The organism is Serpentinimonas maccroryi (assembly GCF_000828915.1).
GTDB classification, from domain to species: Bacteria; Pseudomonadota; Gammaproteobacteria; order Burkholderiales; family Burkholderiaceae_C; genus Serpentinimonas; species Serpentinimonas maccroryi.
On the sequence record NZ_AP014569.1, the window covers coordinates 1105058 to 1130246 of the forward strand.

General features: G+C 66.8%; 18 protein-coding genes. 12 read left to right on the plus strand and 6 right to left on the minus strand.

The annotated features are described in order from the left end of the window. The first annotated feature begins 6 nt into the window (after positions 1-6). Genes pgi through SMCB_RS05190 form a run of 4 tightly spaced genes read left to right on the plus strand, consistent with a single transcriptional unit; the run spans position 7 to position 6938 of the window. Positions 7-1674: a glucose-6-phosphate isomerase gene (gene pgi / locus SMCB_RS05175; protein WP_045535566.1), complete on the plus strand. Its 1668-nt coding sequence runs from the start codon at positions 7-9 to the stop codon at positions 1672-1674. 25 nt (positions 1675-1699) lie between these two features. Further along, positions 1700-4456: a phosphoenolpyruvate carboxylase gene (gene ppc, locus SMCB_RS05180; RefSeq protein WP_045535568.1), complete on the plus strand. Its 2757-nt coding sequence runs from the start codon at positions 1700-1702 to the stop codon at positions 4454-4456. Between the two features lie 46 nt (positions 4457-4502). After that, positions 4503-5252, plus strand: a complete 750-nt coding sequence (locus SMCB_RS05185) for a glutathione S-transferase family protein (protein WP_045535570.1) — start codon at positions 4503-4505, stop codon at positions 5250-5252. A 27-nt stretch (positions 5253-5279) separates the two neighbouring features. Beyond that, complete coding sequence (locus SMCB_RS05190; RefSeq protein ID WP_045535572.1) at positions 5280-6938, plus strand: RNA-binding domain-containing protein; 1659 nt, start codon at positions 5280-5282, stop codon at positions 6936-6938. A 141-nt stretch (positions 6939-7079) separates the two neighbouring features. Here SMCB_RS05190 and SMCB_RS05195 read toward each other — a convergent pair whose 3' ends face one another. Then, positions 7080-9665 (minus strand): ABC transporter permease, encoded by a 2586-nt coding sequence (locus SMCB_RS05195; RefSeq protein WP_082027249.1) that lies wholly within the window; start codon positions 9663-9665, stop codon positions 7080-7082. Between the two features lie 217 nt (positions 9666-9882). Then, positions 9883-11694 carry an acetate--CoA ligase gene (locus tag SMCB_RS05200; RefSeq protein ID WP_082027250.1) on the minus strand — a complete coding sequence of 604 codons (1812 nt, stop codon included), beginning with the start codon at positions 11692-11694 and terminating at the stop codon, positions 9883-9885. 25 nt (positions 11695-11719) lie between these two features. On the opposite strand from SMCB_RS05200, the gene SMCB_RS05205 reads away from it, so the two are divergent. The 7 genes from SMCB_RS05205 to nadB all read left to right on the plus strand — a co-directional run bounded on the left by SMCB_RS05205 (position 11720) and on the right by nadB (position 20656). Continuing rightward, the gene (locus SMCB_RS05205; RefSeq protein ID WP_045535578.1) at positions 11720-12703 is read left to right on the plus strand and encodes an alpha/beta fold hydrolase; all 984 of its coding nucleotides are present in this window, start codon (positions 11720-11722) and stop codon (positions 12701-12703) included. Between the two features lie 89 nt (positions 12704-12792). Next, positions 12793-13897, plus strand: a protein-coding gene (gene prfB / locus SMCB_RS05210) for a peptide chain release factor 2 (protein WP_144400282.1) whose coding sequence is annotated in 2 segments (ribosomal slippage) — positions 12793-12873 and positions 12875-13897 — 1104 coding nt in all. Because the reading frame shifts where the segments join, the coding sequence is not laid out codon by codon here. 81 nt (positions 13898-13978) lie between these two features. Then, the gene (gene pepN, locus SMCB_RS05215; RefSeq protein ID WP_045535588.1) at positions 13979-16711 is read left to right on the plus strand and encodes an aminopeptidase N; all 2733 of its coding nucleotides are present in this window, start codon (positions 13979-13981) and stop codon (positions 16709-16711) included. Between the two features lie 49 nt (positions 16712-16760). Continuing rightward, the gene (locus SMCB_RS05220) at positions 16761-17813 is read left to right on the plus strand and encodes a class 1 fructose-bisphosphatase (RefSeq protein ID WP_045535589.1); all 1053 of its coding nucleotides are present in this window, start codon (positions 16761-16763) and stop codon (positions 17811-17813) included. A 55-nt stretch (positions 17814-17868) separates the two neighbouring features. After that, on the plus strand, positions 17869-18084 hold the full coding sequence (locus SMCB_RS05225) for a DUF3460 family protein (protein ID WP_045537681.1): 216 nt from the start codon (positions 17869-17871) through the stop codon (positions 18082-18084). 75 nt (positions 18085-18159) lie between these two features. Further along, positions 18160-18984, plus strand: a complete 825-nt coding sequence (locus SMCB_RS05230) for a segregation and condensation protein A (RefSeq protein WP_045535591.1) — start codon at positions 18160-18162, stop codon at positions 18982-18984. 37 nt (positions 18985-19021) lie between these two features. Next, a complete protein-coding gene (gene nadB / locus SMCB_RS05235) occupies positions 19022-20656 on the plus strand; it encodes an L-aspartate oxidase (RefSeq protein WP_045535593.1) in 1635 nt (544 codons plus the stop codon). A gap of 115 nt (positions 20657-20771) precedes the next feature. Here nadB and panD read toward each other — a convergent pair whose 3' ends face one another. The 4 genes from panD to SMCB_RS05255 all read right to left on the minus strand — a co-directional run bounded on the left by panD (position 20772) and on the right by SMCB_RS05255 (position 24724). Further along, positions 20772-21152, minus strand: coding sequence for an aspartate 1-decarboxylase (panD, locus tag SMCB_RS05240; RefSeq protein WP_045535599.1), 381 nt, complete (start codon positions 21150-21152; stop codon positions 20772-20774). A 102-nt stretch (positions 21153-21254) separates the two neighbouring features. Then, positions 21255-23186, minus strand: coding sequence for a phosphomethylpyrimidine synthase ThiC (thiC, locus tag SMCB_RS05245; RefSeq protein ID WP_045535605.1), 1932 nt, complete (start codon positions 23184-23186; stop codon positions 21255-21257). A gap of 152 nt (positions 23187-23338) precedes the next feature. Next, a complete protein-coding gene (gene nadA / locus SMCB_RS05250) occupies positions 23339-24436 on the minus strand; it encodes a quinolinate synthase NadA (RefSeq protein WP_045535607.1) in 1098 nt (365 codons plus the stop codon). Between the two features lie 48 nt (positions 24437-24484). After that, a complete protein-coding gene (locus SMCB_RS05255; protein WP_045535608.1) occupies positions 24485-24724 on the minus strand; it encodes a TIGR04438 family Trp-rich protein in 240 nt (79 codons plus the stop codon). Between the two features lie 126 nt (positions 24725-24850). Between SMCB_RS05255 and SMCB_RS05260 the strand changes: the two genes are divergently transcribed. Next, positions 24851-25174, plus strand: a complete 324-nt coding sequence (locus SMCB_RS05260) for a c-type cytochrome (protein WP_045535609.1) — start codon at positions 24851-24853, stop codon at positions 25172-25174. Positions 25175-25189 lie beyond the last annotated feature (15 nt).

The window sequence follows — 25189 nt, forward strand, 5'->3', positions numbered from 1 at the left end:
ACCGCCTTGACGTCTCCCAATCCCTACAACCACTCCAGCTCACCCACCCGGCACCGCAGTTGGCAACGCTTGGAAGCCTTGGCCGCGCAGGGTCAGCCGCATTTGCGAGATTTGTTGCTCGCCGACGATGCCGTTGGGACTGAATGCGGCTCTCAATCACATCCTGGCACCTTGCGCGCCAAGCGCTTGCAACTGATGGCAGCGGGGTTGTGCCTCGACGCCCGGCACCAAGCTGTGACACTCGAGGTGCTCGACGCCTTGCTTGAACTGGCATCCGATTGCCAGATCGGCCCCCAAGCCCAAGCCCTGTACCGGGGCGAACCCATCAACGCCACCGAAGGCCGCGCCGTGCTGCATCCAGCCCTTCGCGGCGGCGCCATGCAGGCCCCGCCTTGGGGTGCAGATCAGGCGCAGCGCATCGAAGCCGAGTTGCACCGTTTTTTGTCGGCTGCCGAGCGCATCCGCAACGGCCTCTGGGTCGGCCATGAAGGGCAGCGCATCACCGATGTAGTCAATCTAGGCATTGGTGGCTCCGACCTTGGGCCGCGCATGGCGGTGGCCGCGCTCGAGCACCTAGCCAGTGCGCAAGTCCGGGTGCACTTCGTCTCCAACCCCGACGCCTGGGCCTTGCACCGCGTGCTGCGCACACTTGATGCGGCACGCACCGTGTTTATTGTGCAAAGCAAGACTTTTAGCACCCAAGAGACGCTCACGCTTGCGGCATCGGCGCGGCGCTGGCTGCACGAGCACGGCTTGCAGACGCCAGCAGAACAGGCCCCGCATCTGATCGCCGTAACAGCCGCTCCTGCCGTGGCGGCACAGCAGGGCTACCTGCCGCAGCACACCTACACCTTCTGGGACTGGGTGGGCGGGCGCTATTCGGTTTGGTCGGCCATCGGTCTGCCGGTGGCGATTGCCGTCGGGCCGTTGGCGTTCCGCGAATTTTTGCAAGGCGGTCATGCCATGGACCTGCATTTTTGGAATGCCAAGCCGCAACACAATATGCCGCTCCTGTTGGCTTTGCTAGGCATCTGGAACCGCAACTTCCTGCACTGCCCAAGCCATATGCTGGCCCCCTACCCAAGCCGGCTCGATGCCTTCACCCGCTTTGTGCAACAGATGGATATGGAGTCCAACGGCAAAAGCACCCACCTCGACGGCAACACGGTGCAAATCGATACTGGGCCTATCGTTTGGGGCGGACTGGGCATCGACGGCCAACACGCTTATTTTCAACTCTTGCACCAAGGCCGCCACCGGGTTCCAGTGGATTTCATCGGTGTCGAGCGCGAAGACACGCCCTTGCCGCTGGCAGCCGAACACCACCGGGTGGTGCTGCTCAACCAACGCGCCCAAGCCCTGGCGCTGGCCGTCGGTCGCGACCGCGCCGATACCGAAGCCGAACTGCGTGCTGGTGGGATGCCCGAACATCAGGTGCAGCGCCTGCTGCCGCACCGCACCTTTGCCGGCAACGTGCCCAGCAACACCCTGTGGCTGCCGGCGCTCACGCCGCACACGCTGGGGGCGCTGGTGGCGCTGTACGAGCACAAGGTGTTTTGCCAAGCCGCCATCTGGGGCATCAACCCCTATGATCAGTGGGGCGTGGAGCTGGGCAAGACGCTGGCCAAGGCCATGGAGCACGCCGCAGAGACCACCCCCCACCCACCGACTTAATCCAACGCGCAGCGCAGAGCACCCGATGGCCAAAAAAGACCAACCCCTGATCGACGACATCCGCTTGCTCGGCCGTCTGCTCGGCGACGTGATCCGCGAGCAGGAAGGAGCGCAGACCTTCGAGCTGATCGAGCAGATCCGCCAACTGTCTGTGGCTTTCAGGCGCGACGCCGACCAAGCCGCCGACCAACAGCTCAAAGCCCTGCTGCAAGCCTTGAGCGACGACCAAGCGGTGAGCGTGATCCGCGCCTTCACCTACTTCAGCCACTTGGCCAATCTGGCCGAAGACCGGCACCACATCCGCCGCCGCGCGGTGCACGAGCAGGCCGGGCGCATACAGCGCGGCAGCTTGGCGCACACCTGGGGCCGTTTGCAGCAAGCCGGCGTGGGCGCGGCACAACTGGCGCAGGCGCTGCAGACGGCGCATGTGGCGCCGGTGCTTACCGCGCACCCGACCGAGGTGCAGCGCAAAAGCATTCTGGACGCCGAGCGCGAACTGGCACGCCTGCTGGCCCAGCGCGACACCCTGACCCATGAGCGCAGCTTGGCCGACAACGAAGCGCAGATGCGCGCGCGCATCCTGCAGCTGTGGCACACCCGTTTGCTGCGCTTTACCAAACTGAGCGTGGCCGACGAGATCGAAAACGCGCTGGGCTACTACCAAAGCACCTTCATCCCCGAACTGCCCCGGCTCTACCGCAGCGTGGAAGCGGCGCTCGAGGGCCAGCGCGTGCCGCCGTTTTTGCGCCTAGGCCAGTGGATCGGGGGCGACCGCGACGGCAACCCCAACGTGACCGCAGCCACGCTCGAACTGGCGCTGCAGCGCCAAGCCGACCTGATTTTGCGCCACCACCTGACCGAGGTGCATTGGCTCGGCAGCGAGCTCTCGCTCTCGGCCATGCTGCTGCCCGTGCCCCCCGACATGCAGGCGCTGGCCGAGCGCTCGCCCGACACCAACGCGCACCGACTAGACGAACCCTACCGGCGCGCCCTCACCGGCATCTACGCCCGCTTGGCTGCCACCCTGACCGCGCTCACCGGCGGCCACGCCATGCGCCACGCCGTGGCCCCGCAGGACCCGTACCCCAACGCCGAGGCCTTTCTGGCCGATCTGCGCCTGATCGACACCGCTTTGAGCGCCCAGGGTTGCGCCGCGCTGGCCGAGGCGCGCCTGCGGCCGCTGCTGCGCACCGTCGAGGTGTTTGGCTTCCATTTGGCCACGCTGGACTTGCGCCAAAGCTCGGATCGGCACGAGGCCGCCTTGGCCGACTTGCTGGCGCAGGCACGCATCGAAGCCGATTACTGCGCCCTGCCCGAAGCCGCCAAACAGGCGCTGCTGCTGCGCCTGCTCAACGACGTGCGGCCGCTGCGCATCCCCGAAGCGCCCTACCAGCCGCACACCCTGAGCGAGCTGGCAATCTTCGAGGCCGCGCGCCAAGCGCGCCAGCGCTACGGCGCGGCCGCGATCCGCCACGCCATCATCAGCCACACCGAAAGCGTGAGCGACCTGCTCGAAGTGCTGCTGCTGCAAAAAGAAGTCGGGCTGCTGCACGGCACGCTCGACGCCCACGCGCGCGCCGAACTGATCGTGGTGCCGCTGTTCGAGACCATCACCGACCTGCGCCAAGCCAGCGCGATCATGCAGGACTACCTGCGCCTGCCCGGTATCGAGCCCATGCTGCGCCGCGCCGGCACGCTCGAGTATGGCGAGCAAGAGGTGATGCTGGGCTACTCCGACAGCAACAAAGACGGCGGCATCATCAGCAGCAACTGGGAGCTGTACCAAGCCGAAACGGCGCTGGCGGCGCTGTTCGATCGCCTAGCGGCCGAGTTCGGTGCGCCGATCCGGCTGCGCCTGTTCCATGGCCGCGGCGGCACCGTCGGGCGCGGCGGCGGCCCGAGCTACCAAGCCATTCTGGCCCAACCCCCGGGCACCGTGCGCGGCCAGATCCGCCTGACCGAGCAGGGCGAGGTGATCGGCTCCAAATACGCCAACCCTGACATCGGCCGGCGCAACCTCGAAACGCTGGTGGCCGCGACGCTCGAAGCCACCTTGCTGCCCGCCGAGCAGCCGGTGCCCGAGCGCTTTTTGCGCGCCGCCCAGCGCCTGTCTGACGCCAGCATGGCGGCCTACCGTGAACTGGTCTACGAAACACCCGGTTTTGCCGATTATTTTTTCAGCGCCACCCCGATTCGCGAAATCGCCGAACTGCACATCGGCTCGCGCCCGGCCTCGCGCAAAGCCAACCAGCGCATCGAAGACCTGCGCGCCATTCCTTGGAGCTTCAGCTGGGGCCAGTGCCGCCTGATGCTGCCGGGCTGGTACGGCTTGGGCAGCGCCATCGAGGCGCTGGGAGCCGAACTGGGCCAAGCGCAGGCCGAGCGCCTGCTGCGCCAGATGCACCAGCGCTGGCCGTTTTTCAGCACCCTGCTGTCGAACATCGACATGGTGCTGGCCAAGGCCGACCTGGCCCTGGCGCGCCGCTACGCCGAACTGCTGCCCGAGGCCGCGCTGCGCCAGCGCATCGTCGAGCGCATCGAGGCCGAATGGCAGCGCACCCAAGCGGCGCTCGCGCTCATCACCGGCCACAGCGAGCGCCTGGCCGACAACCCGGCGCTGGCGCGCTCGATCGAGCAGCGCTTCCCCTACATCGACCCGCTGCACCACCTGCAAGTCGAGCTGATCGCGCGCCACCGCAGCGGCAACACGGCGGAAAAGGTCAAGCGCGGCATCCACCTGACCATCAACGGCATCGCCGCCGGGCTGCGCAATACGGGTTGAACCCCAGACCCGCCCCATATCCAGCCCCACCTTGCAGAATCGCACCATGAACACGCCCAGCACACCCACCGCCCCCCACAGCCCCACGCTGGTGCTGCACCACCTCGAGCAGTCGCGCTCGCAGCGCGTGCTCTGGCTGCTGGAAGAGATGGGGCTGCCCTACGAGCTCAAAACCTACGCCCGCCAGCGCGGCAACCGGCTGGCGCCGCCCGAGCTCAAAGCGGTGCATCCGCTGGGCAAGTCGCCGGTGCTGGTGCACGGCAGCGAAGTCGTGGCCGAATCGGCTGCCATTCTGGAATACCTGGCCGAGACCTTTGCCGAGCGCGCCCAAGGGGACTTGGCGCAGCTCGTGCCCGCCCCCGGCACCCCCGAACACCGGCGCTGCCGCTTCTGGCTGCACTACGCCGAAGGCTCGCTGATGCCGTGGCTGCTGATGAAGCTGGTGTTCCAGATGCTGCCGCGCCAGCCCATGCCGTTTTTCGTGCGCCCGCTGGTGCAGCCGATCGTGCACTACATCTGCCAGCAGGTGCAGCTCAAGCTCATCGACCCCAACCTGCAACGCGCCCTGCCCTTCATCGAGCAAGAGCTCGCGCAGCGCCCCTGGTTCGCCGGAGAACACCTGAGCTTGGCCGACTTCCAAATGAGCTACCCCATCGAAGCCGCGCTCACGCGCCTAGGCGGCCCCCCCAGCAGCGCCAGCAAACAATGGCCGCACCTACACGCTTGGCTCGAGCGCGTGCACGCGCGCGCCGCCTACCAGCGCGCGCTGGCCAAGGGCGGGCCTGTGATGTGGTGAGGGTTTGAGCGCTCTGAGGCCCGCACCATGGATCAGTCTGCACTGAAGCGTTTGCTCGATGAACTGCTCGCCACTTGGGAAAACGAAGTGGTGGAGTTCAAGCAGGCGGGCCACGACTACGACACCGACAAGATTGGCGAGTATTTTTCTGCACTCAGCAATGAGGCGAATTTGCGGGGGCTTGAACGGGCTTGGTTGGTGCTTGGGGTTGCCAACAAAAGCAGGCAAGTGGTCGGCACAGATTACCGGCCCGAACCTGAGCGCCTGCAGAGCCTCAAATACCAGATTGCCCAATCCACCGAACCGAGCATCACACTGCGCAACATTTATGAGTTGCGTATTCCGCGTGGACGCGTGGTGTTGATGGAGGTGCCAGCCGCCCCCCGGGGAATGCCCATTGCATGGAAGGGGCACTACTACGCACGTGCTGGCGAAAGCCGTGCGCCGCTGGGGCTGGACAAGCTCGACGAGATTCGACAGCAAACCCTGAACACCGACTGGTCGGCACAACGGGTGCCGGGCGCCACCCTGGATGATCTTGATGAAGCGGCGTTGCGAAAAGCCCGCGAGTCGTTTGCCAAAAAGTATGCCAACCGCATCACGCTGGATGAAGTGTTGGGCTGGCCTGTGGCCACCTTTCTTGAGCGCGCTCGACTGACCCATGCCGGGCACCTCACCCGCGCCACTTTGCTCTTGCTGGGCAAAGCCGCATCTGCCTATTTGCTGTCGCCGCACCCGGCGCAGCTGACTTGGAGCCTCAGAGGCCAAGAACGGGCCTATGAGCATTTCGGGCTGCCCTTTCTGCTCAATACGACGCAGCTTTACCAGCGCATCCGCAACGTGCAGTTGCGCCTGTTGCCGCAAGACGAGTTGCTGCCCGTGGAGGTGCCCAAATACGACCAGAAGATTGTGCTGGAGGCCCTGCACAACTGCATTGCGCATCAGGACTACAGCCGTTGTGGGCGCATCGTGGTCACAGAACATCCGGCCACTTTGGTGTTTGAAAACGAAGGCAGCTTTTTTGAAGGGCAGCCGGGGGACTACATCGAGGGCACCAAGCTTGCGCGCCGTTACCGCAACCCGTTTCTGGCGCAGGCCATGGCCGAGCTGAACATGATCGACACCATGGGCTATGGCATTCGGGACATGTATGCCGGGCAAGCGCAGCGCTATTTCCCTTTGCCTGACTACGACCTGAGCGAGGCCAACGCGGTCAAGATGACGCTCTATGGCGGCGTGGTTGATCCGGCTTACAGCCGCCTACTGATCCAGAAGACGAATCTGCCGCTGGCCGATGTGCTGGCCCTAGACAGGGTGCAAAAGAAGTTGCCCATTCCTAGTGCAACCGCCGCACGCCTGAAGCGCAGCGGCTTGATCGAGGGGCGCAAGCCGAACCTGCATGTGTCGGCTGCGGTGGCCAAGGTCACGGCCAACCAAGCAGACTACATCCGTACACGAGCGCAGGACGACGAGTTCTACGCCAAGCTGCTCATGGACTACTTGGAAAAGTTTGGACAAGCCAGCCGCCAAGAAATAGACCAGCTTTTGCTGCCCAAACTCAGCGATGCGCTGGATCAGACCAAAAAGCTCAACAAGGTCAGCAACTTGCTCACCAAACTCAGACGCAAAGGCAGCATCGTGAACATGGGAAGTGACCGCGCCCCCCGATGGAAAGTTGCAGAGTAACAGGCATCAGTTGCAGAGTAAAAGCTGGGGTTCGGCTTGGTAGTTTCACAAAAAAACGATTCAAATCAACACTTTTAAAGTTCTCTGCAGACTCATAAAAAACGAAGCGTTGCAGAGTAAATGTAGACCAGCCGCGCCGCGCTACTGCGCCGCCGCGCGCAGCGTCTGCACCACCGGTGTGCGCAGCACGGCGCGCAGTCCGGCCCAGCCGGCGGCCAGCGCCAGCGCGGCCCCGGCCAGCGCGCCGGCGGCGGGCGTCCACAGCGCCGGCGTCCAGTCAAAGCCAAACACCCAGCGCGCCAGCGCCCAGTTGATGGCCAGCGCCGCCAATGCCGCCAGCAGCCCGGCCAGCAGGCCGATACCGGCCAATTCGGCCCGCTGCACGCGCCGCAGCAGAGCGGTTTGGGCGCCCAGGGCGCGCAAAATGGCGTACTCACGCTCGCGCTCGGCGCGTGTGGCGCCGATGGCGGCAAACAGCACCACCAGCCCAGCGGCGAGCGCAAAGGCAAACAAAAACTCCACCGCGCGGCTGACTTGCGCGAGCACCTGCTGCAGCTGCGCCAGCGTGGCGCTCAGGTCAATCAGCGTGATGTTGGGGTAATCGCGCACGAGCTCGGCGTCGAAGCCGGCTGCGACGGGGGCGCGAAAGGCGCTCAGGTAGGTCACGGGCACCTCGGGCAGTTGTGACACCGGGAACAGCACAAAAAAGTTGGCGCGCATCGACGACCAATCGACTTCGCGCAAGCTGCTGATGCGCGCCTGCACCGGCACGCCGGCGATCTCGAACGTGAGCCGGTCGCCCAGTTGCAGGCCTAGGTCTTCGGCTAGGCCGTCTTCCACGCTGATGCTGCCTGGCTCCTCGGGCTGCCAGCGCCCGGCGACGATGGCGTTGTGGCTGGGCGGCTGCGCGCTGTGCGAGAGGTTGAACTCGCGCTCGGCCAAGCGGCGGCCGCGGTCGGTGGGCAGCGCCGCTAGGTCTATGGGCTGGTCGTTGATGGCCACCAGCCGGCCGCGAAACATCGGGTACCAGTCGAAGCGCTCGAGGCCCTGCGCGCGCAAGCTGGCCTGAAAGGCCTCGGCTTGGTCGGGCTGGATGTTGATGGCAAAGCGGTTCGGGGCATCGGGCGGTGTGGCTTGCTGCCAGCTGCTGATGAGGTCGGTGCGCAGCAGCACCAGCAGCAGCAGGGCCATCAGCCCGATGGCCAGGGCGCTGATTTGCAGCACCGCATACGCTGGCCGGGCCGCGATCTGGCGCGTGGCTAGGCGCAGCCAAGTCGGGGCCGTGGCTTCGTTGACCCAGCGCCGCAGCAGGCGCACCGCGCCAAAGCTGGCCGCAGCAAACAGCGCCGCCGCCAGCGCCACGCCACCCAACGCGATCAGGCCCAGCCTTAGGTCTGGGCTCACGGCCAACAGCAAGGCGGCAAACCCCAGCCCACCCAACAGCAACACACCGAGCGAGGCCGGCTTGATGCCGCCGACTTCGCGCCGAATCACGCGCAGCGGCGGCACCTGCGCCAGCTGCAGCACCGGCGGCAGCCCAAAGGCGAGCATCAGCGTCAGGCCCACCCCTAGGCCAAACAGCGCCGGCCAGGCGCTGGGTGGCGGCAGCTCGGCGCGCAGCAGCTCGGCCAGCAAGAGCACGAAGCCGTGGTGCAACAGATAGCCCAGCAGCACCCCGATCACGCCCGCCAACAGACCGACGAGCACGAACGACAGCGCATAGGCGCGCGCCATGGTGGCCTGCGACAGACCGAGCACGCGCAGCATGGCGCAGCTGTCGAGGTGGCGCGTGGCATAGACCCGCGCCGCAATCGACACCGCCACCGCACACAGCAGCGCCGCCAGCAGCGCCACCAGCCCCAAGAACTGCTCGGCGCGCTCCAGCGTTTGTTGCAGCTCGGGGCGCCCGGCCTCGAACGATTCGAGCTGCGCCCCGCGCACGCCGCTGCGCTCGAGCTCGGTTTGCGCCCAAGCGGTGTATTGCTGCACGGCTGCGTCGGGCCCGGCCAGCACCAGCCGGTAGCTCACCCGGCTGGCCGGTTGCAGCAGCCCAGTGGCGGTTAAATCGCTTTGGTGCAGCAGCACCCGCGGCTGCAGGCTCATGAAGCCGCCGCCGCGGTCGGGCTCGAGCACGATCAGGCGTTCGATCGTCAGGCGGCTGTCGCCCAACCACAGCGCCTGCCCCACTTGCACCCCCAGCCCGGCCAGCAGGGCCGGATCGACCCAGACCGTGCCCGGGCGCGGCACCTCGGTGGTGGCCTGCCCGGCATCGCCCGGCGCCAGGCCCACCAGCAGCTGGCCGCGCAGCGGGTAGTTGTCTTGCACCGCCTTGAGCGCCACCAGCCGGGCGGCGCCGCCTTGGGCGTCGTCGGCGCGCGCCATGGTCGGAAAGCCCAGGTGCTGCGTCAGCTCCAGACCCAGCGCCTGCGCCTGCTGCACGAAGGCGGCGGGCAAGGGTTGGTCGCTGCGCACCACCGCGTCGCCGCCCAGCAGATGGCGCGCATCGCGCTGCAAACCCTGCTGCAGCCGGTCGGCAAAAAAGCCTACCGCCGTGAGCGCCGACACCGCCAAGGCCACGGCCAGCAACAGCAGGTGCAGCTCGCCGGCGCGGGCGTCGCGGCGCAGCGCGCGCCAGCCTATGGCCCAAAAGGAGGCGGGGCGGGTGGCGGGTGGCTGAGCGGGCTTGGGCAAAGGCTCAGAAGCAGGGGCAGGGGCTTGGGGGTTCATGAGCCCCAGAGCCTAACCCAAAGCGCATACCCGAGGGGCAAGCGAGGCTGCAGAGGAATCGACTAGTCGCCTCCAAACAACGCCTGCCAGCGGGGGGTGCTGGAGCAGTAGCCGGGGGGGGTGGTTGCCGGGGTGGTTGCTAGAGAGGGTGGTTGCTAGGCTGATCGCCAAGGTGGTTGCCAAGCTGCTTGCCAAGCTGCTTGCCGCGGCGGGCAGCCTAGCCCCGCTGCGCCCTCTCCTCTTCTTGCAGCCGCAGCAGGCGGCGCTGCACCTTGCCGCTGCTGGTCATGGGCAGGGCGTCGATGAACTCGATCTCTTTGGGGTACTCGTAGGGCGCTAGCCGCTGCCTGACGTGCGCTTGCAGCTCGGCCACCAGCGCCGGGTCGAACGCTTGCTCCGGGTTGATGCAGCGCGCGCGCTGCTGCGCCGCCTCGTGCGCCAGCACCAAGTAGGCCTTGACCAAGGCGCCGCGCTGCGCGTCGGGTTTGGGCACCACGGCGGCGTAGAGCACGGCGGGGTGCTTGATCAGGCAGTTCTCGATCTCACCCGGCCCGATGCGGTATCCGGCCGACTTGAACATGTCGTCGGCGCGACCTTGGTACCACAGGTAGCCGTCGGCGTCGCGCACGGCCAAGTCGCCGGTGCGGCACCAGCTCGAGGCCGGGTCGGCGCTGAACTTGGCGCGCGTGGCCCCGGGGTTGTTCCAGTAGCCCAGAAAGAACACCGGGTCGGGCACGCCGTGCCGGTCCAGCCGGTGCACCGCCACCTCGCCGATCTCCCCTTGGGCGCATTCGTGGCCTTGCTCGTCGAGCAGCGCCACCCGGTGGCCGGGGTAGGCGCGGCCCATGCTGCCGGGGCGCGCCGGCCACAGGCGCGCGCAGTTGCCCACCACGTAGTTGATTTCGGTCTGGCCAAACATCTCGTTGAGCGTCACGCCGAGCTGCTGGCGGCAGTAGTCGAACACCGCATCGCCCACCGCTTCGCCCGCGCTCATGATGGCCTGCAGGCGCAGCCGGTAGAGCTGGCGCGGCTGTGGGCAGTCTTTCATCATGGCCTTGAGCGCGGTCGGGAACAAAAAGGTGTGCGTGACGCGGTGCCGTTGCAGCAGCGCAAAGGCCGTCGCCGCCGCAAAGCGCCCGTTCCAAGCCACGATCGGGCGGCCAAAATACAGCGTCGGCAACAAGGCATCGAGCAAGCCCCCGGTCCAAGCCCAGTCGGCCGGGCTCCAGAACACCGCCTGCGAGGGCGTGCTGGCCCCGTGGGGGTCAAAGCCAAACCAGTTCTGGCTGCAAATGAAGCCGCTCAGGTTGCCGATCAGGGCCCGGTGCGGGATCAGCGCGCCCTTGGGGTTGCCGGTGGTGCCGCTGGTGTAGATCAGCAGCGCCGGGTCTTCGGCGCGGGTGTGCACCAGCGCGCATTCGGCGCTCGCCGCCTCCTGGACCGCAGCCCAGTCGATGACCTCGGGGTCTAGCGCCCCAGTCAGGCCCAGCACGTGGCGCAGCGCCGGGCACTGGGCGCGCAAAGCCTGCACCAGCGCGCCGCTGTGCTGGTCCACCAGCGCCACGCTGGCGGCGCTGTCTTGCAGCCGATACTCCAGTGCCTCGGGGCCAAACAGCTGCGACAGCGGCACCGCCACCGCCCCCAGCTGCAGCACCGCGATGTAGGCGACGGCGGTCTCGAAGCGCTGCGGCAGCGCGATCGCCACCCGCTCGCCGCGCCGCACCCCGAGCAAGCGCAAGCCGTTCGAGAGCCGATTCGCGGCCTGCTGCAGCTCGGCGTAGCTGTGGTGGCGCGGCTGGGCGCAGTCGGGGCCGTCGGCGATCACGGCGGTCTCGCTGGCGGTCTGCGCCTGCTCGGCCCAGCGCCGCGAGCAGGCTTGGGCGATGTTGAAAAACTCCGGCACCTGCCAGTGAAAATCGGCGTGCACGGCGGCGTAGGAATCGGTTTGGGGCGGCTGTTTGGCCGCTCGGGTCGTAGTCGATTGCTCGGGTTTTGTGCGTGGCTTGTCCGCTGTTTGACACCTAGGCATGGCTGGTCTCCTGATAATCCCTGCAATGTACTCAATCCGCCACCCCAGCCACAGCCTGTATTTGCCCCTGCGTGGGTTCCGCCACCACCTGCGCCAGTGGGGCCAGCACCGGCCGGACGCCACGCCGCTGCTGCTGTTGCACGGCTGGATGGATGTCTCGGCCTCGTGGCAGTTCATGGTCGATGCCCTGCCCCCTGCTTGGTTGGCCGAGCGCCTGATCGTTGCCCCAGACTGGCGCGGCTTTGGCCACTCGCGCCCGCTGGAGTGCGCCACCGCCTCCGACCCGCTCGCCTACGGCAGCGCCGACCACTACCAGTTTGCCGACTATCTGGCCGACCTCGACGCCCTGATCGCGCACCTCAACGCCGAGCTGGGCCGCCCCGCCGGGGCTGCCTTCGACGTGGTGGGCCACAGCATGGGAGGCAACGTGGCCATGCTCTACGCCGGCGTGAGGCCGGCGCTGGTGCGCCGCCTGGTGAACGTGGAAGGCTTTGGCATGCCAGCCAGCCAGCCCGAGCAAGCCCCGCAGCGCTACGCGCGCTGGCTCGATGAAATCGACGCACTGCGCCAGGGCACGCTGGCGCTCAAAAGCTACACCGGCGCGCAAGCCGTGGCGCAGCGCTTGCGCAAAACCAACCCCCGCCTCGCACCCGAGAAATCCGACTGGTTGGCCAGCCATTGGGCCGCGCCCGACGCCAGCGGCCAGTGGCAGGTGCTGGGCCATGCGGCGCACAAAATCGTCAACCCGCACCTGTACCGGGCCGACGAGGTGCTGGCGGTTTGGCGCTGCATCCGCGCTCCGCTGCTGGTGGTCGAGGCCCAAGCCGACAGCCTAGGCCAGTGGTACCGCCAAGGCGAATACACCCGCGACCAGTTCCACCAGCGCCTGCAAGCCGCGCAGCCCCAGTGCCGCATCGAGCAGTTGCCCGACGCCGGCCACATGCTGCACCACGACCAACCGGCGGCCTTGGCCGCTTTGTTGCAGGCATTTTTTGCCGATGGGGCCTGAGAGGGCAGCCTGCGGAGGCCTTTGGCGCGGCAGCGGCGCTTGCCGCATGAGAAAATGCGCGTTTTACCCGAATGCCCACGCCACCGATCATGGATGCCGAACAACAAAACGCCCTCTCTGCCCTGCTTGCCGACCTGAGCGCGCGCACGCTCGAGCTGCGGAGGTATCTTTGACTACGATGCCAAAGCCCTGAAACTGTCCGAAGTCGAAAGCGCGCTCGAAGACCCGACGGTCTGGAACAACCCCAAGCGCGCCCAAGAGCTGGGCAAAGAAAAACGCAGCCTCGAGAACGTGGTGCACGTGCTGGACCAAATCGGGCGCGATCTGGCCGACCACTCCGAGCTGTTCGAGCTCGCCGCCGCCGACGCCGACACCGAGGCCCTAGCCACTATCGAAGCCGAAGCGGCGGGCTTGCGCGCCCAAGTCGAGCAACTCGAATTCCGGCGCATGTTCAACCAGCCCGCTGACCCGCTCAACTGCTTCCTCGACATCCAGGCCGGCGCCGGCGGCACCGAGGCCTGCGACTGGGCCAGCATGTTGCTGCGCCAGTACCTGCGCTACGCCGAGCGCAAGGGCTTTACCACCACGATCGAAGACGAAACCGCGGGCGACAGCGCCGGCATCAAGGGCGCCAGCATCAAGATCGAGGGCGACTACGCCTTTGGCCTGCTGCGCAGCGAAACCGGCGTTCACCGACTGGTGCGCAAAAGCCCCTTCGACTCTTCGGGCGGGCGCCACACCTCGTTCGCCTCGGTGTTCGTTTACCCTGAAATCGACGACTCGATCGAGATCGACATCAACCCCGCCGACGTGCGCACCGACACCTACCGCGCCAGCGGCGCCGGCGGCCAGCACATCAACAAAACCGATTCGGCCGTGCGCTTGACGCACCTCCCCACCGGCATCGTGGTGCAATGCCAAGACAGCCGCAGCCAGCACAGCAACCGCGACCTGGCTTGGCAGCGGCTGCGCTCGCGCCTCTACGACCACGAGATGCGCAAACGCATGGAAGCGCAGCAAAAGCTCGAAGACAGCAAGACCGACGTCGGCTGGGGCCACCAGATCCGCTCCTACGTGCTCGATCAGAGCCGCATCAAAGACCTGCGCACCAACGTCGAAATCTCGAACACCCAAAAAGTGCTCGACGGCGACCTAGACCCCTTCATCGAAGCCGCGCTCAAACAAGGCGTCTAAAAAACTCAGCGTCGAATAGACTGATCTGCCCCCAACTGCTGTCCCCATTGCGGCCTCAACTGCCCCCCAAAGAAAGCCACCATGACCCTGCGTGAAGGCCTTGCCACCGTGGTGCTGCGCCACGACTACACCGCCCCGGCCTACCTGATCGACCGCGTCGATCTGAGCCTGGACCTCGACCCGGTCAAAACCCGCGTGCTCAACCGCATGCAATTGCGGCGCAACCCGGCCGTGACGCCGCAGCCGCTGCGCCTCGACGGCACCGACCTGAACCTGGCGCGGGTGCTGCTCAACGGCGCTGGCTGCAGCTTCAGGCTCGACGCCGGCCAACTGGTGCTGGAAAACCTGCCCGCCGGCCCCGATCCCTTCGAGCTCGAAATTTTCACCACCTGCTGCCCAGAGAAAAACACCCACCTGATGGGCCTGTACCTGAGCCAAGGCACCTTTTTCACCCAGTGCGAGGCCGAGGGCTTTCGCCGCATCAGCTACTTCCTCGATCGGCCCGACGTCATGGCGCGGTATCGCGTCACGTTGCGCGCCCACCAAGCCGCCTACCCGGTGCTGCTGTCCAACGGCAACCTGGTCGAGCACGGCGCGCTCGAAGGCGGGCGCCACTACGCGGTCTGGGACGACCCGCACCCCAAGCCCAGCTACCTGTTCGCCCTGGTGGCGGGCAAGCTGGTGCAGCGCGAGCAAAAAATCATCAGCCGCAGTGGGAAGCCGCACACGCTGCAGATTTATGTGCGCGCCGGCGACCTCGACAAAACCGAGCACGCCATGCAGTCGCTCATGGCCGCCATCGCTTGGGACGAGGCGCGCTTTGGCCTGCCGTTGGACCTCGAGCGCTTCATGATCGTGGCCACCAGCGACTTCAACATGGGCGCGATGGAGAACAAGGGCCTCAACATCTTCAACACCAAATACGTGCTCGCCAGCCCGGCCAGCGCCACCGACGCCGACTACGCCCACGTCGAGAGCGTGGTCGCGCACGAGTACCTGCACAACTGGAGCGGCAACCGCGTCACCTGCCGCGACTGGTTCCAGCTCAGCCTCAAAGAGGGGCTGACGGTGTTCCGGGATCAAGAATTCAGCCAGGACATGGCCGCCAGCGCCTCGGCGCGCGCGGTCAAGCGCATCGAAGACGTGCGCGTGCTGCGCAGCAGTCAGTTTGCCGAAGACGCCGGCCCGATGGCGCACCCGGTGCGCCCCGACCAATACGCCGAGATCAACAATTTCTACACCCTCACGGTCTATGAAAAAGGGGCCGAGGTGGTGCGCATGATGCAGACCCTGGTCAGCGACGCGGCGCTCGACCCGCTCGGGCGCGCTGGTTTTGCGCGCGGCCTCAAGCTCTATTTCGAGCGCCACGACGGCCAAGCCGTGACCTGCGACGACTTTGCCCAGGCCATGGCCGACGCCAACCCCGGCAGCGCGCTGGCCACGCAGCTCGAAGCCTTCAAGCGCTGGTACGCCCAAGCCGGCACCCCACGGGTGCAGGCCAACGCCCAGTTCGACCCGGCCCTGGGCCAGTACACGCTCGAGCTGCGCCAGCACTGCCCGGCCACGCCGGGCCAGCCGCACAAAGAGCCGTTCGTGATCCCGGTGGCGCTCGGGCTGCTGGCCGCCGATGGCCGCGCCCTGCCCCTGCAGCTCGAAGGCGAAAGCCAGGCCACAGGCACCAGCCGCACCCTGGTGTTGAGCGCGCCGGTGCAGCGCTTCGTGTTCACCGGGCTGGTGGGCCTGGAGCACGCCCCCATTCCCTCGCTGCTGCGCAGCTTTAGCGCCCCGGTGATTTTGCACACCGAGCTCGACGCCGATGCGCTGCGCACCCTGCTGGCGCACGACAGCGACGCCTTCAACCGCTGGGAAGCCGGCCAGCTGCTCATGCTGCGCCAGATGCTGGCCGCCCTGCACGCCAGCGGCCCGGTGCGCCCCGATGTGCTCGATGCGGCCACGCTCGAGGCCTTGCGCGCCGTGCTGCGCCACCCCGAGCTCGATCCGGCCTTCAAAGCGCTGCTGCTCACCGCCCCCAGCGAGGCCTACTTGGCCGAGCAGGTGCAGCAAGTGGACCCGCCGCGCATCCATGCCGTGCGCCTGAGCGTGCGCAGCCAGCTCGCGCAAGCGCTCCATGCCGACTGGGTCTGGGCCTTCGAGGCCCACCCCACCGAAGGCGCCTACCGTCCCGATGCGGTCTCAAGCGCCCGCCGCGACTTGACCGGGCTGGCGCTGAATATGTTGTGCCTAGCCGCGCGCGCCAGCGGCGACGCGGTCTGGCCCGGCAAAGCCTACCAGCGCTGCAAAGACGCCGCCCACATGACCGAGCTGCACCAGTCGCTGCAAGCGCTGCTGCACAGCGGCCATGCGCTGGCCGAACCGGCGCTCGAGCGCATGCACCAGCGCCACCGGCACGACGATCTGGTGTTGGACAAATGGTTTGCCCTGCAAGCCAGCGCCCCGGATTTTGACGGCACCCTGCTGGCGCGCGTGCAAGCGCTGCTGCACCACCCCGACTTCAAACTGCGCAACCCGAACCGCGCGCGCAGCCTGATCGGCAGCTTTTGCCACGCCAACCCGGCCGCCCTGCACCGCCCGGACGGCGCCGGTTACGCCTTCTGGCGCGCGCGCGTACTCGAAATCGACGCCTTCAACCCGCAGGTGGCGGCGCGGCTGGCGCGCGCCATCGAGCGCTGGCAGCCGCTGGTCGAACCCTACCGCAGCGCGGCGCGCAAGGCGCTGTCGGATGTGGCGCAGCACCCCGGCCTGAGCCCCGATGTGCTCGAAATCGTCACCCGCGCCTTGGCCGCAGAGGCTTAAACTCAGGCTGCCAAACCGCCCGCCCATCCCACCCAAACCAAGCTGCGCCATGAGCCCTCGCACCTCCCTCACCCGCTACCTGATCGAGCAACAGCGCGTACACGGCAGCATCCCGCCTGAGCTGCGGCTGCTGATCGAGGTGGTGGCGCGCGCCTGCAAGCGCATCGCCATCAGCGTCAACAAAGGCGCGCTGGGCGAGGTGCTGGGCAGCGCCGGCAGCGAAAACGTGCAGGGCGAGGTGCAAAAAAAGCTCGACCTGATCGCCAACGAGGTGCTGATCGAGGCCAACGAATGGGGCGGCCACCTCGCGGCCATGGCTTCCGAAGAGATGGACGGCATCTACGCCGTGCCCAACCGCTACCCCAAAGGCGAATACCTGCTGCTGTTCGACCCGCTCGACGGCTCGAGCAACATCGACGTCAACGTCAGCATCGGCACCATTTTTTCGGTGCTCCGCCGCCACAACGACGACCCGCTGCGCATCGAGCCGGTGGCCGAATCCGACTTCCTGCAACCCGGCGCGCAACAGGTGGCGGCGGGCTACTGCATCTACGGCCCGCAGACCACGCTGGTGCTCACCGTGGGCAACGGCGTGGCCCTGTTCACCCTCGAGCGCGAACAGGGCTCGTGGGTGCTGACCCAAGACGGCGTGCAGATTCCGCCCGAGACCAAAGAATTCGCCATCAACATGAGCAACATGCGCCACTGGGACGCACCCGTGCGGCGCTACATCGACGAATGCCTGCAAGGCCGCGAAGGCCCGCGCGGCAAAGACTTCAACATGCGCTGGGTGGCCTCGATGGTGGCCGACGTGCACCGCATCCTGTGCCGCGGCGGTGTGTTTTTGTACCCTTGGGACAAGCGCGAACCCGACAAACCCGGCAAACTGCGCCTGCTCTACGAGGCCAACCCGATGGGCTGGATCGTCGAGCAAGCCGGCGGCGCCGCCAGCACCGGGCGCGGGCGCATCCTCGACCTGGTACCGCACAGCCTGCACCAGCGCGTGAGCGTGATCTTGGGTTCGCGCAACGAAGTCGAGCGCATCGAGCGCTGCCACCTCGAGCATGCGACCGCTGCGCCGCCGCCGGTCACGCTTGCTTAAAATGGCCCGCGCCATTGCCCTGTCTGCCCCCGCCACCCTTCACACGCCACACCCCATGTCCATCTTTGCCCGCCCGCACTACCGCTCCGACGCCACCGAGTTTCTGGACGCGCTCAAAGGCCGCCAGCCCGAGCTCGAGGCGCAACAGCGCCAAGGCCGCGCCTTGCTGTGGGACAAGCCAGTTGACCGCCAATTCTGGCAGCAGGCCAACGCCGCCAAGGTGGCGCAAAAGCCCTACGTCTATCAAACCGAGCCCACGCTCAAAGGCTGAGCCTGCAGGCCTTGTAGGCGTTGCCGGCCCTGCAGCAGCACCTAGGGGCCCTTCAGCTGGGTCGTCCGCGCACCGATGAGCCTTGCACCCAGCGACAGCACCGCGCTCGCGCGCCTCTACGGCGAACCGCTGTTTGCGCTGCCGCCCGACTTGTACATCCCGCCCGATGCCTTGGCGGTGTTCCTCGACGCCTTCGAGGGGCCGCTGGATCTGCTGCTGTACCTGATTCGCAGGCAAAACTTCAACATCCTCGACATTCCGATGGCCCAGCTCACGCGCCAGTATCTGGGCTACGTCGAGCAGGTGCGCGCGCACAACCTCGAGCTGGCCGGCGAATACCTGCTCATGGCGGCGCTGCTGATCGAGATCAAATCGCGCCTGCTGCTGCCGCCCAAACGCAGCAGCCCCGAAGCCGAAACCGCAGACCCGCGCGCCGAACTGGTGCGCCGGTTGCTGGAATACGAACAGGTCAAGCTGGCGGCACAGCGCATCGAGGCCCTGCCGCAGCACGGGCGCGACTTCTGGTACGCCCAAGCCACTCTGGCTGCAGCCGCGCCCGCCGCCCCGGTCTGGCCCAGCGTCGATGCCGCCGAGCTGGCGCAAGCCTGGGTCGCCCTGCTGCAGCGCGCGCGCCTAGTGCAAAGCCACCGCATCGAGCGCCCGCAGTTGAGCGTGCGCGCCTTCATGAGCCAGTTGCTGCGCCAGCTGCAGCCGCGCCGCTTTGCCGAATTTGGCGAACTGCTCGAACCCGCGCGAGGTGTTGCGGCGCTGATCGTGAGCTTCATCGCGCTGCTCGAACTCAGCCGCGAAGGGCTGGTCGAGCTCACCCAAGCCAGCGCCTATGCGCCCATTTACGTGCGCTTGAGCCCGAGCAGCCACACCGGCCCGGACACTGTGTAACATCCACCCCCTGCCCCACACTGCGCCAGACCGCACCATGACCCAGCCCCCACCACCCGCCGGCGCCGCCACGCTCGCCTTCGACGTGCTGATCGTCGGCAGCGGCTTGGCCGGCTTGGCCACCGCGCTGCTGCTGCCCAGCCACTTGCGCATCGCCATCCTGACCAAGCGCACCATCGAAGACGGCTCCAGCGGTTGGGCGCAAGGCGGCATCGCCGCCGTGCTGGCCGCCGACGACAGCTTCCAAGCCCACATCGACGACACCTTGGTGGCCGGCGCGGGCTTGTGCGACCTGGCTGCCACCCGCTTCACGGTCGAGAACGCGCCTGCGGCCATCGACTGGCTGCGCCAGATGGGCACGCGCTTCACCCTGCACGAGGGCGGGCTGCACCTGACGCGCGAGGGCGGCCACAGCCACCGGCGCATCGTGCACGCCGCCGACGCCACCGGCGCTGCGGTGCAGCAAACGCTGATCGAGCGCGTGCGCGCCGCCCCCAACATCCACGTGTTCCAGACCCACAACCTGGTGGACTTGATCCTGAGCGACCGCCACGCCACCACGCCCACTTGGCCCAGCCGGCGCTGCCTGGGCGCCTACGCCTTTGACGAAAGCGCCGACGAGGTGCAGGCCTTCGTGGCCCCGCACACCGTGCTGTGCACCGGCGGCGCGGGCAAAGTCTATTTGTACACCTCGAACCCCGACACCGCCACCGGCGACGGCATCGCCGCCGCCTGGCGCGCCGGCTGCCGCGTGGCCAACATGGAGTTCATCCAGTTCCACCCCACCTGCCTGTACCACCCAAAAGCCAAAAGCTTTTTGATCAGCGAAGCGGTGCGCGGCGAAGGCGGCCGGCTGCTGCTGCCCGCGGCGCACGGTGGGCGCCGCTTCATGCCCGATCACGACCCGCGCGCCGAACTGGCCCCGCGCGACGTGGTGGCGCGCGCCATCGACTTCGAGATGAAAAAACACGGCCTGGACTGCGTCTATCTCGACATCTCGCACCAGAGCCCGGCGTTTTTGCAGGAGCACTTCCCCAACATCTTGGCGCGCTGTGCCGAGCTGGGCATCGACATCACGCGCGAGCCGATCCCGGTGGTGCCGGCGGCCCACTACACCTGCGGCGGTGTGCTCACCGATTTGCGCGCGCGCACCGACCTGGCTGGCCTGTACGCCGTGGGTGAAGCCAGCTGCACCGGGTTGCACGGTGCCAACCGGCTGGCCAGCAACTCGCTGCTCGAATGCCTGGTGTTTGCCCGCGCCGCCGTGGACGACATCGTGGCCGCGCCCACCACCGCCCTGCCCCCAGTGCGCCCGTGGGACACCAGCCGCGTCAGCGACGCCGACGAACAGGTGGTGATCGCCCACAACTGGGACGAACTGCGCCGCTTTATGTGGGACTACGTCGGCATCGTGCGCACCGACAAGCGGCTCGAGCGCGCCGCGCGCCGCATCGCGCTGCTGCGCACCGAAATTCTGGAGTTCTACCGCAGCTTTCACCTCACGCGCGACCTGCTGGAGCTGCGCAACTTGGTCGAAGTGGCCGATTTGATCGTGCGCAGCGCCCAAGCGCGCCACGAAAGCCGCGGCCTGCACTACAGCCTAGACCACCCGCACACCCTAGCGGAGGCGCGACCCACCGTGCTCGACCCAGCCGCCCGAGCGCGCAGCTAGTGCACCGGGCCTAAGCCCCGCTGCCTGTTTGGGTGGGGCGTGGCTTAGGCGGCTGGAGCGGTTTTCGCGGTTTAGGCAGGCATGCGTGCACTCGCCCACCAGCCTCTTTAGGCTCTTAAAGCGCCTGCGTAGCCACGTGGTGGCGCAAGGCGGTTTGGCGGTTGTGCTCATCGACAAACACCAGTTGCGGCTCGTGGCGGGCGATGTGGTCTTCGTGCACCTGCGCGTAGGCGGCGATGATCACCAGATCGCCCACCGCCGCCCGGCGCGCCGCCGAGCCGTTGAGCGAGATCATGCCGCTGCCGCGCTCGCCCTTGATAGCGTAGGTGACCAAGCGCTCGCCGTTGTTGACGTTCCAGATGTGGATCTGCTCGTTCTCGCACAGGTTGGCGGCTTCGAGCAGGTTTTCGTCGATGGCGCACGAGCCCTCGTAGTGCAGCTCGCAGTGGGTGACGGCGGCGCGGTGGATTTTGGATTTGAGCAGGGTGCGAAACATGGGATACAACTCCGTGTGGCGCGGTAAATGGCCACAAAACCGGCGCGATTGTGACAGAAAGCGCGCCGCTTGCGTCAGCCTAGGCGGTTGAGCCCAGCCTCTTTAGTCCACCCGCTGCAACGGGATATAAACCTCGCCCCCGGCCTGCCTGAAGGCCTGCGACTGCTGCTGCAGCCCGTGCTCGAGCGCCTGCCCTTCGGTCACGCCTTGGGCGGCGGCGTAGTCGCGCACCTCTTGGGTGATCTTCATGCTGCAAAAATGCGGCCCGCACATCGAACAAAAATGCGCAACCTTGGCCGAATCCTTGGGCAGGGTTTCGTCGTGGAACTCGCGCGCTTTGTCCGGATCCAGCCCGAGATTGAACTGGTCCGCCCAGCGAAACTCGAAGCGCGCCTTGCTCAGAGCGTTGTCGCGGATCTGCGCCCCCGGGTGCCCCTTGGCCAAGTCGGCGGCGTGGGCCGCGAGCTTGTAGGTGATGATGCCCTCTTTCACGTCCTGCTTGTTGGGCAGGCCCAGGTGCTCTTTGGGTGTGACGTAGCACAGCATGGCGGTACCGTACCAGCCGATGGTGGCCGCGCCGATGCCGCTGGTGATGTGGTCGTAGCCGGGCGCGATGTCGGTGGTCAGCGGCCCGAGCGTGTAAAACGGCGCCTCGGCGCACTGCTCGAGCTGCAAGTCCATGTTTTCTTTGATGAGCTGCATCGGCACATGGCCTGGGCCCTCGATCATCACCTGCACATCGTGCTTCCACGCCACTTGCGTGAGCTCACCCAAGGTGCGCAGCTCGCTCAGTTGCGCGGCGTCGTTGGCGTCGTAGATGCTGCCCGGGCGCAGGCCGTCGCCTAGGCTAAAGGCCACGTCGTAGGCCTTCATGATGTCGCAGATGTCCTCGAAGTGGGTGTAGAGGAAGCTCTCGCGGTGGTGCGCCAGGCACCACTTGGCCATGATCGAGCCGCCTCGGCTGACGATGCCAGTCAGGCGCTCGGCGGTCAGGGGTACGTAGCGCAGCAGCACGCCGGCGTGGATGGTGAAGTAATCGACCCCCTGCTCGGCCTGTTCGATCAGGGTGTCGCGGAAAATCTCCCAGCTCAGCTCCTCGGCCTTGCCGCCCACCTTTTCCAGCGCCTGGTAGATCGGCACCGTGCCGATGGGCACCGGGCTGTTGCGCACGATCCACTCGCGCGTTTCGTGGATGTTTTTGCCGGTGGACAGGTCCATCACCGTGTCGCCGCCCCAGCGGATGGCCCAGGTCATTTTGTCCACTTCTTCGCTGATCGACGAGCCCAGCGCCGAGTTGCCGATGTTGGCGTTGATCTTGACCAGAAAGTTGCGCCCGATGACCATCGGCTCGCTCTCGGGGTGGTTGATGTTGGCCGGGATGATGGCGCGCCCGCGCGCGACTTCGCTGCGCACGAACTCGGGCGTGATCTCCGCCGGCAGGCTGGCGCCAAAGGCCTGCCCCGGGTGCTGGCGCAGCATCATGTCTGCCATGCGCTGGCCCTTGGGGCCGCTGCGGCGCAGGCTGTCGATGTACTGCTGGCGATTCAGGTTTTCGCGGATGGCGACAAACTCCATCTCGGGCGTGATCAGGCCGCGCCGGGCGTAGTGCATCTGCGACACGTTGGCGCCGGCGCGCGCGCGCCGCGGCTGGCGTTGCAAGCCCGGAAAGCGCAGCGCATCGAGCCGCTGGTCGGCGGCGCGTTCGCGCCCAAAGGCGCTGCTCAGGCCACTCAGCACCTCGGTGTCGGCGCGCTCCTCGATCCAGCGCTGGCGCAGCGCCGGCAGGCCACTGCGGATGTCGATGGCCGCCGCCGGGTCGCCGTAGGGGCCGGAACAGTCGTAAACAAAGACCGGCGGGTTGGCCTCGGCCCCAAACGAGGCCGGGGTGTCGGACTGGCTGATGGCGCGCATGGGCACCTGCACATCGGGGCGCGAGCCCTGCACGTAAATTTTGCGCGAATTGGGCAGTGGCGCGATCGCCGCTTGGTCCACTTGGGCGGCACTGGCAAGGAAGGGTTCGGCAGGTGCGTTCATGGGTAGGGGATCGGTGTTCTAGAAAAATGTGCAAACGCTGGGTAGAACGCTATTATCGAAGCCCGGGAGCGACCGCTGCAACTAAGGGCCTTTGCTGCACAGGATCTAACCCCTGCCGCCAATCCACCTGCTGCCAGTCAGGCTGCTGCCGCTCAGGCGGCGCCCAAGTGCGGCACCAGCGCCCCGGCGTCGTTGCCGGCCTTTTGTGCCGCGGTGAAGGCCAGCATGCGTTCGATCGGAAGGCGCGCGCGCTCGATCAGCGCGGCCGGCACCTCGATGGCGCCACTGCCGCTTTGCAGCGCCTGCGCCACCCCGGCCAGGCTGTTCATGGCCATCCAAGGGCAGTGGGCGCAGCTCTTGCAGGTGGCGCTGTCGCCGGCGGTGGGCGCTTCGATGAAGGTTTTGCCGGGGTTGAGGGTGCGCAGCTTATGCAGCATGCCTTTGTCGGTCGCCACGATGAACTCGCTGGCCTCGAACTGCTGCGCGGCGCGCAAAATGGCGCTGGTCGAACCCACTGCATGGGCCAGCGCCACCACGTCGGCCGGGCTCTCGGGGTGCACCAGCACCTTGGCCTGCGGGTGCTCGCGCATCAGCGCTTGCAGCTCGGTGGCCTTGAACTCGTCGTGCACGATGCACGAGCCCTTCCACATCAGCATGTCGGCGCCGGTTTCGCGCTCGATGTAGGCCCCTAGGTGCTTGTCCGGGGCCCAGAGGATTTTGTGCCCACGCGCCTTGAGCGCGCGCACGATGTCGAGCGCGCAGCTCGAGGTCACCAGCCAGTCGGCACGCGCCTTCACCGCTGCGCTGGTGTTGGCATAGACCACCACCGTGCGCTCGGGGTGCTGGTCGCAAAAGGCGGCAAATTCATCGATCGGGCAACCCAGGTCGAGCGAACAGGTGGCCTCGAGGTCCGGCATGAGCACGGTTTTTTCGGGCGACAGCAGCTTGGCGGTCTCGCCCATGAAGCGCACGCCGCTCACCACCAAGGTCTGGGCCGCATGGTCGCGGCCAAAGCGCGCCATCTCTAGGCTGTCGCTCACCAAGCCGCCGGTTTCCTCGGCCAAATCCTGCAAGTCGGGGTGCACGTAGTAGTGCGACACCATAACGGCGTTGCGTTCGTGCAACCACTGCCGAATCTGCGCCTTAAGGGCCAAGCGCTCCTCTGGCGCGGGCTCGACCGGCACCCGCGCCCAAGCGTGGCGTGTGCTGCAAGCGGGTTGTTCGAAATCGACTGCGATGCGTTGTTCCATGAGCGGCGATTGTCCTACAGTCCACTCGTTGGCAGCGTCTCAGTGCCCTTAGCCCTTGGTGCCGCCGCTTTGCAGGCGCTTTTTGGCCTCGGCCAAGCGCTCTGCCTTGCGCTGCTCGTCGGCCTTCATGGCCATGCGCGTGGTGCGGCCCGACAAGTCAGACCACAGCCACCACAGCGCCGCCAGCGCAAAGGGGCTCAACACCCACCACCAGCTCCAATGCGCCACCGGCTCCACCCCGGCCAGTTTCAAACCGAGTAAAAGCAGCGCCAGTATCAGCAGATACATGTTCAACTCCTGTAACTTGGGTGGTATCGATTGCAACCAGACGTAATTGCACCATTTAAAGACTGCGGTTACGGATAAAATCGCACCTACCAACTTCCCCCGAATTATCCACCCTAGGAGCATCCCATGAAACGCACCTTGTTCGCCCTAGCCGCCGCCACCTTGGTTACGCTGCCTGCCGTCACCGTCCCGGTGCTGGCCGACGAGGCCGCCTTCGCCCGCGCCAGCGGTTGCATGGCCTGTCACGCCGTCGATCGGCGCATGGTCGGCCCCTCGTTTCGCGACATTTCAGCCCGCTACGCCGGCCAAGCCGACGCTGTGGCGCGCATGACGACCAAGATTCAGCGCGGCGGCTCGGGTGTCTGGGGCCCGGTGCCCATGCCAGCCAACCCGCGCCTGAGCGAAGCCGACGCGCGCCGCCTAGCCACCTGGTCGCTCAGCCACCGCTGAACTGCGGCCACGCGG

Bases quoted from the DNA above. Each gene is read 5' to 3' on its own strand.
- thiC (WP_045535605.1), bottom strand. From the start codon at position 23,186: ATGAACGCACCTGCCGAACCCTTCCTTGCCAGTGCCGCCCAAGTGGAC.
- SMCB_RS05190 (WP_045535572.1), top strand. From the start codon at position 5,280: ATGGATCAGTCTGCACTGAAGCGTTTGCTCGATGAACTGCTCGCCACT.
- SMCB_RS05200 (WP_082027250.1), bottom strand. From the start codon at position 11,694: ATGCCTAGGTGTCAAACAGCGGACAAGCCACGCACAAAACCCGAGCAA.
- SMCB_RS05205 (WP_045535578.1), top strand. From the start codon at position 11,720: ATGTACTCAATCCGCCACCCCAGCCACAGCCTGTATTTGCCCCTGCGT.
- nadA (WP_045535607.1), bottom strand. From the start codon at position 24,436: ATGGAACAACGCATCGCAGTCGATTTCGAACAACCCGCTTGCAGCACA.
- SMCB_RS05255 (WP_045535608.1), bottom strand. From the start codon at position 24,724: ATGTATCTGCTGATACTGGCGCTGCTTTTACTCGGTTTGAAACTGGCC.
- SMCB_RS05195 (WP_082027249.1), bottom strand. From the start codon at position 9,665: ATGAACCCCCAAGCCCCTGCCCCTGCTTCTGAGCCTTTGCCCAAGCCC.
- SMCB_RS05225 (WP_045537681.1), top strand. From the start codon at position 17,869: ATGTCCATCTTTGCCCGCCCGCACTACCGCTCCGACGCCACCGAGTTT.
- SMCB_RS05185 (WP_045535570.1), top strand. From the start codon at position 4,503: ATGAACACGCCCAGCACACCCACCGCCCCCCACAGCCCCACGCTGGTG.
- panD (WP_045535599.1), bottom strand. From the start codon at position 21,152: ATGTTTCGCACCCTGCTCAAATCCAAAATCCACCGCGCCGCCGTCACC.
- pepN (WP_045535588.1), top strand. From the start codon at position 13,979: ATGACCCTGCGTGAAGGCCTTGCCACCGTGGTGCTGCGCCACGACTAC.
- SMCB_RS05230 (WP_045535591.1), top strand. From the start codon at position 18,160: ATGAGCCTTGCACCCAGCGACAGCACCGCGCTCGCGCGCCTCTACGGC.
- SMCB_RS05260 (WP_045535609.1), top strand. From the start codon at position 24,851: ATGAAACGCACCTTGTTCGCCCTAGCCGCCGCCACCTTGGTTACGCTG.
- nadB (WP_045535593.1), top strand. From the start codon at position 19,022: ATGACCCAGCCCCCACCACCCGCCGGCGCCGCCACGCTCGCCTTCGAC.
- SMCB_RS05220 (WP_045535589.1), top strand. From the start codon at position 16,761: ATGAGCCCTCGCACCTCCCTCACCCGCTACCTGATCGAGCAACAGCGC.
- ppc (WP_045535568.1), top strand. From the start codon at position 1,700: ATGGCCAAAAAAGACCAACCCCTGATCGACGACATCCGCTTGCTCGGC.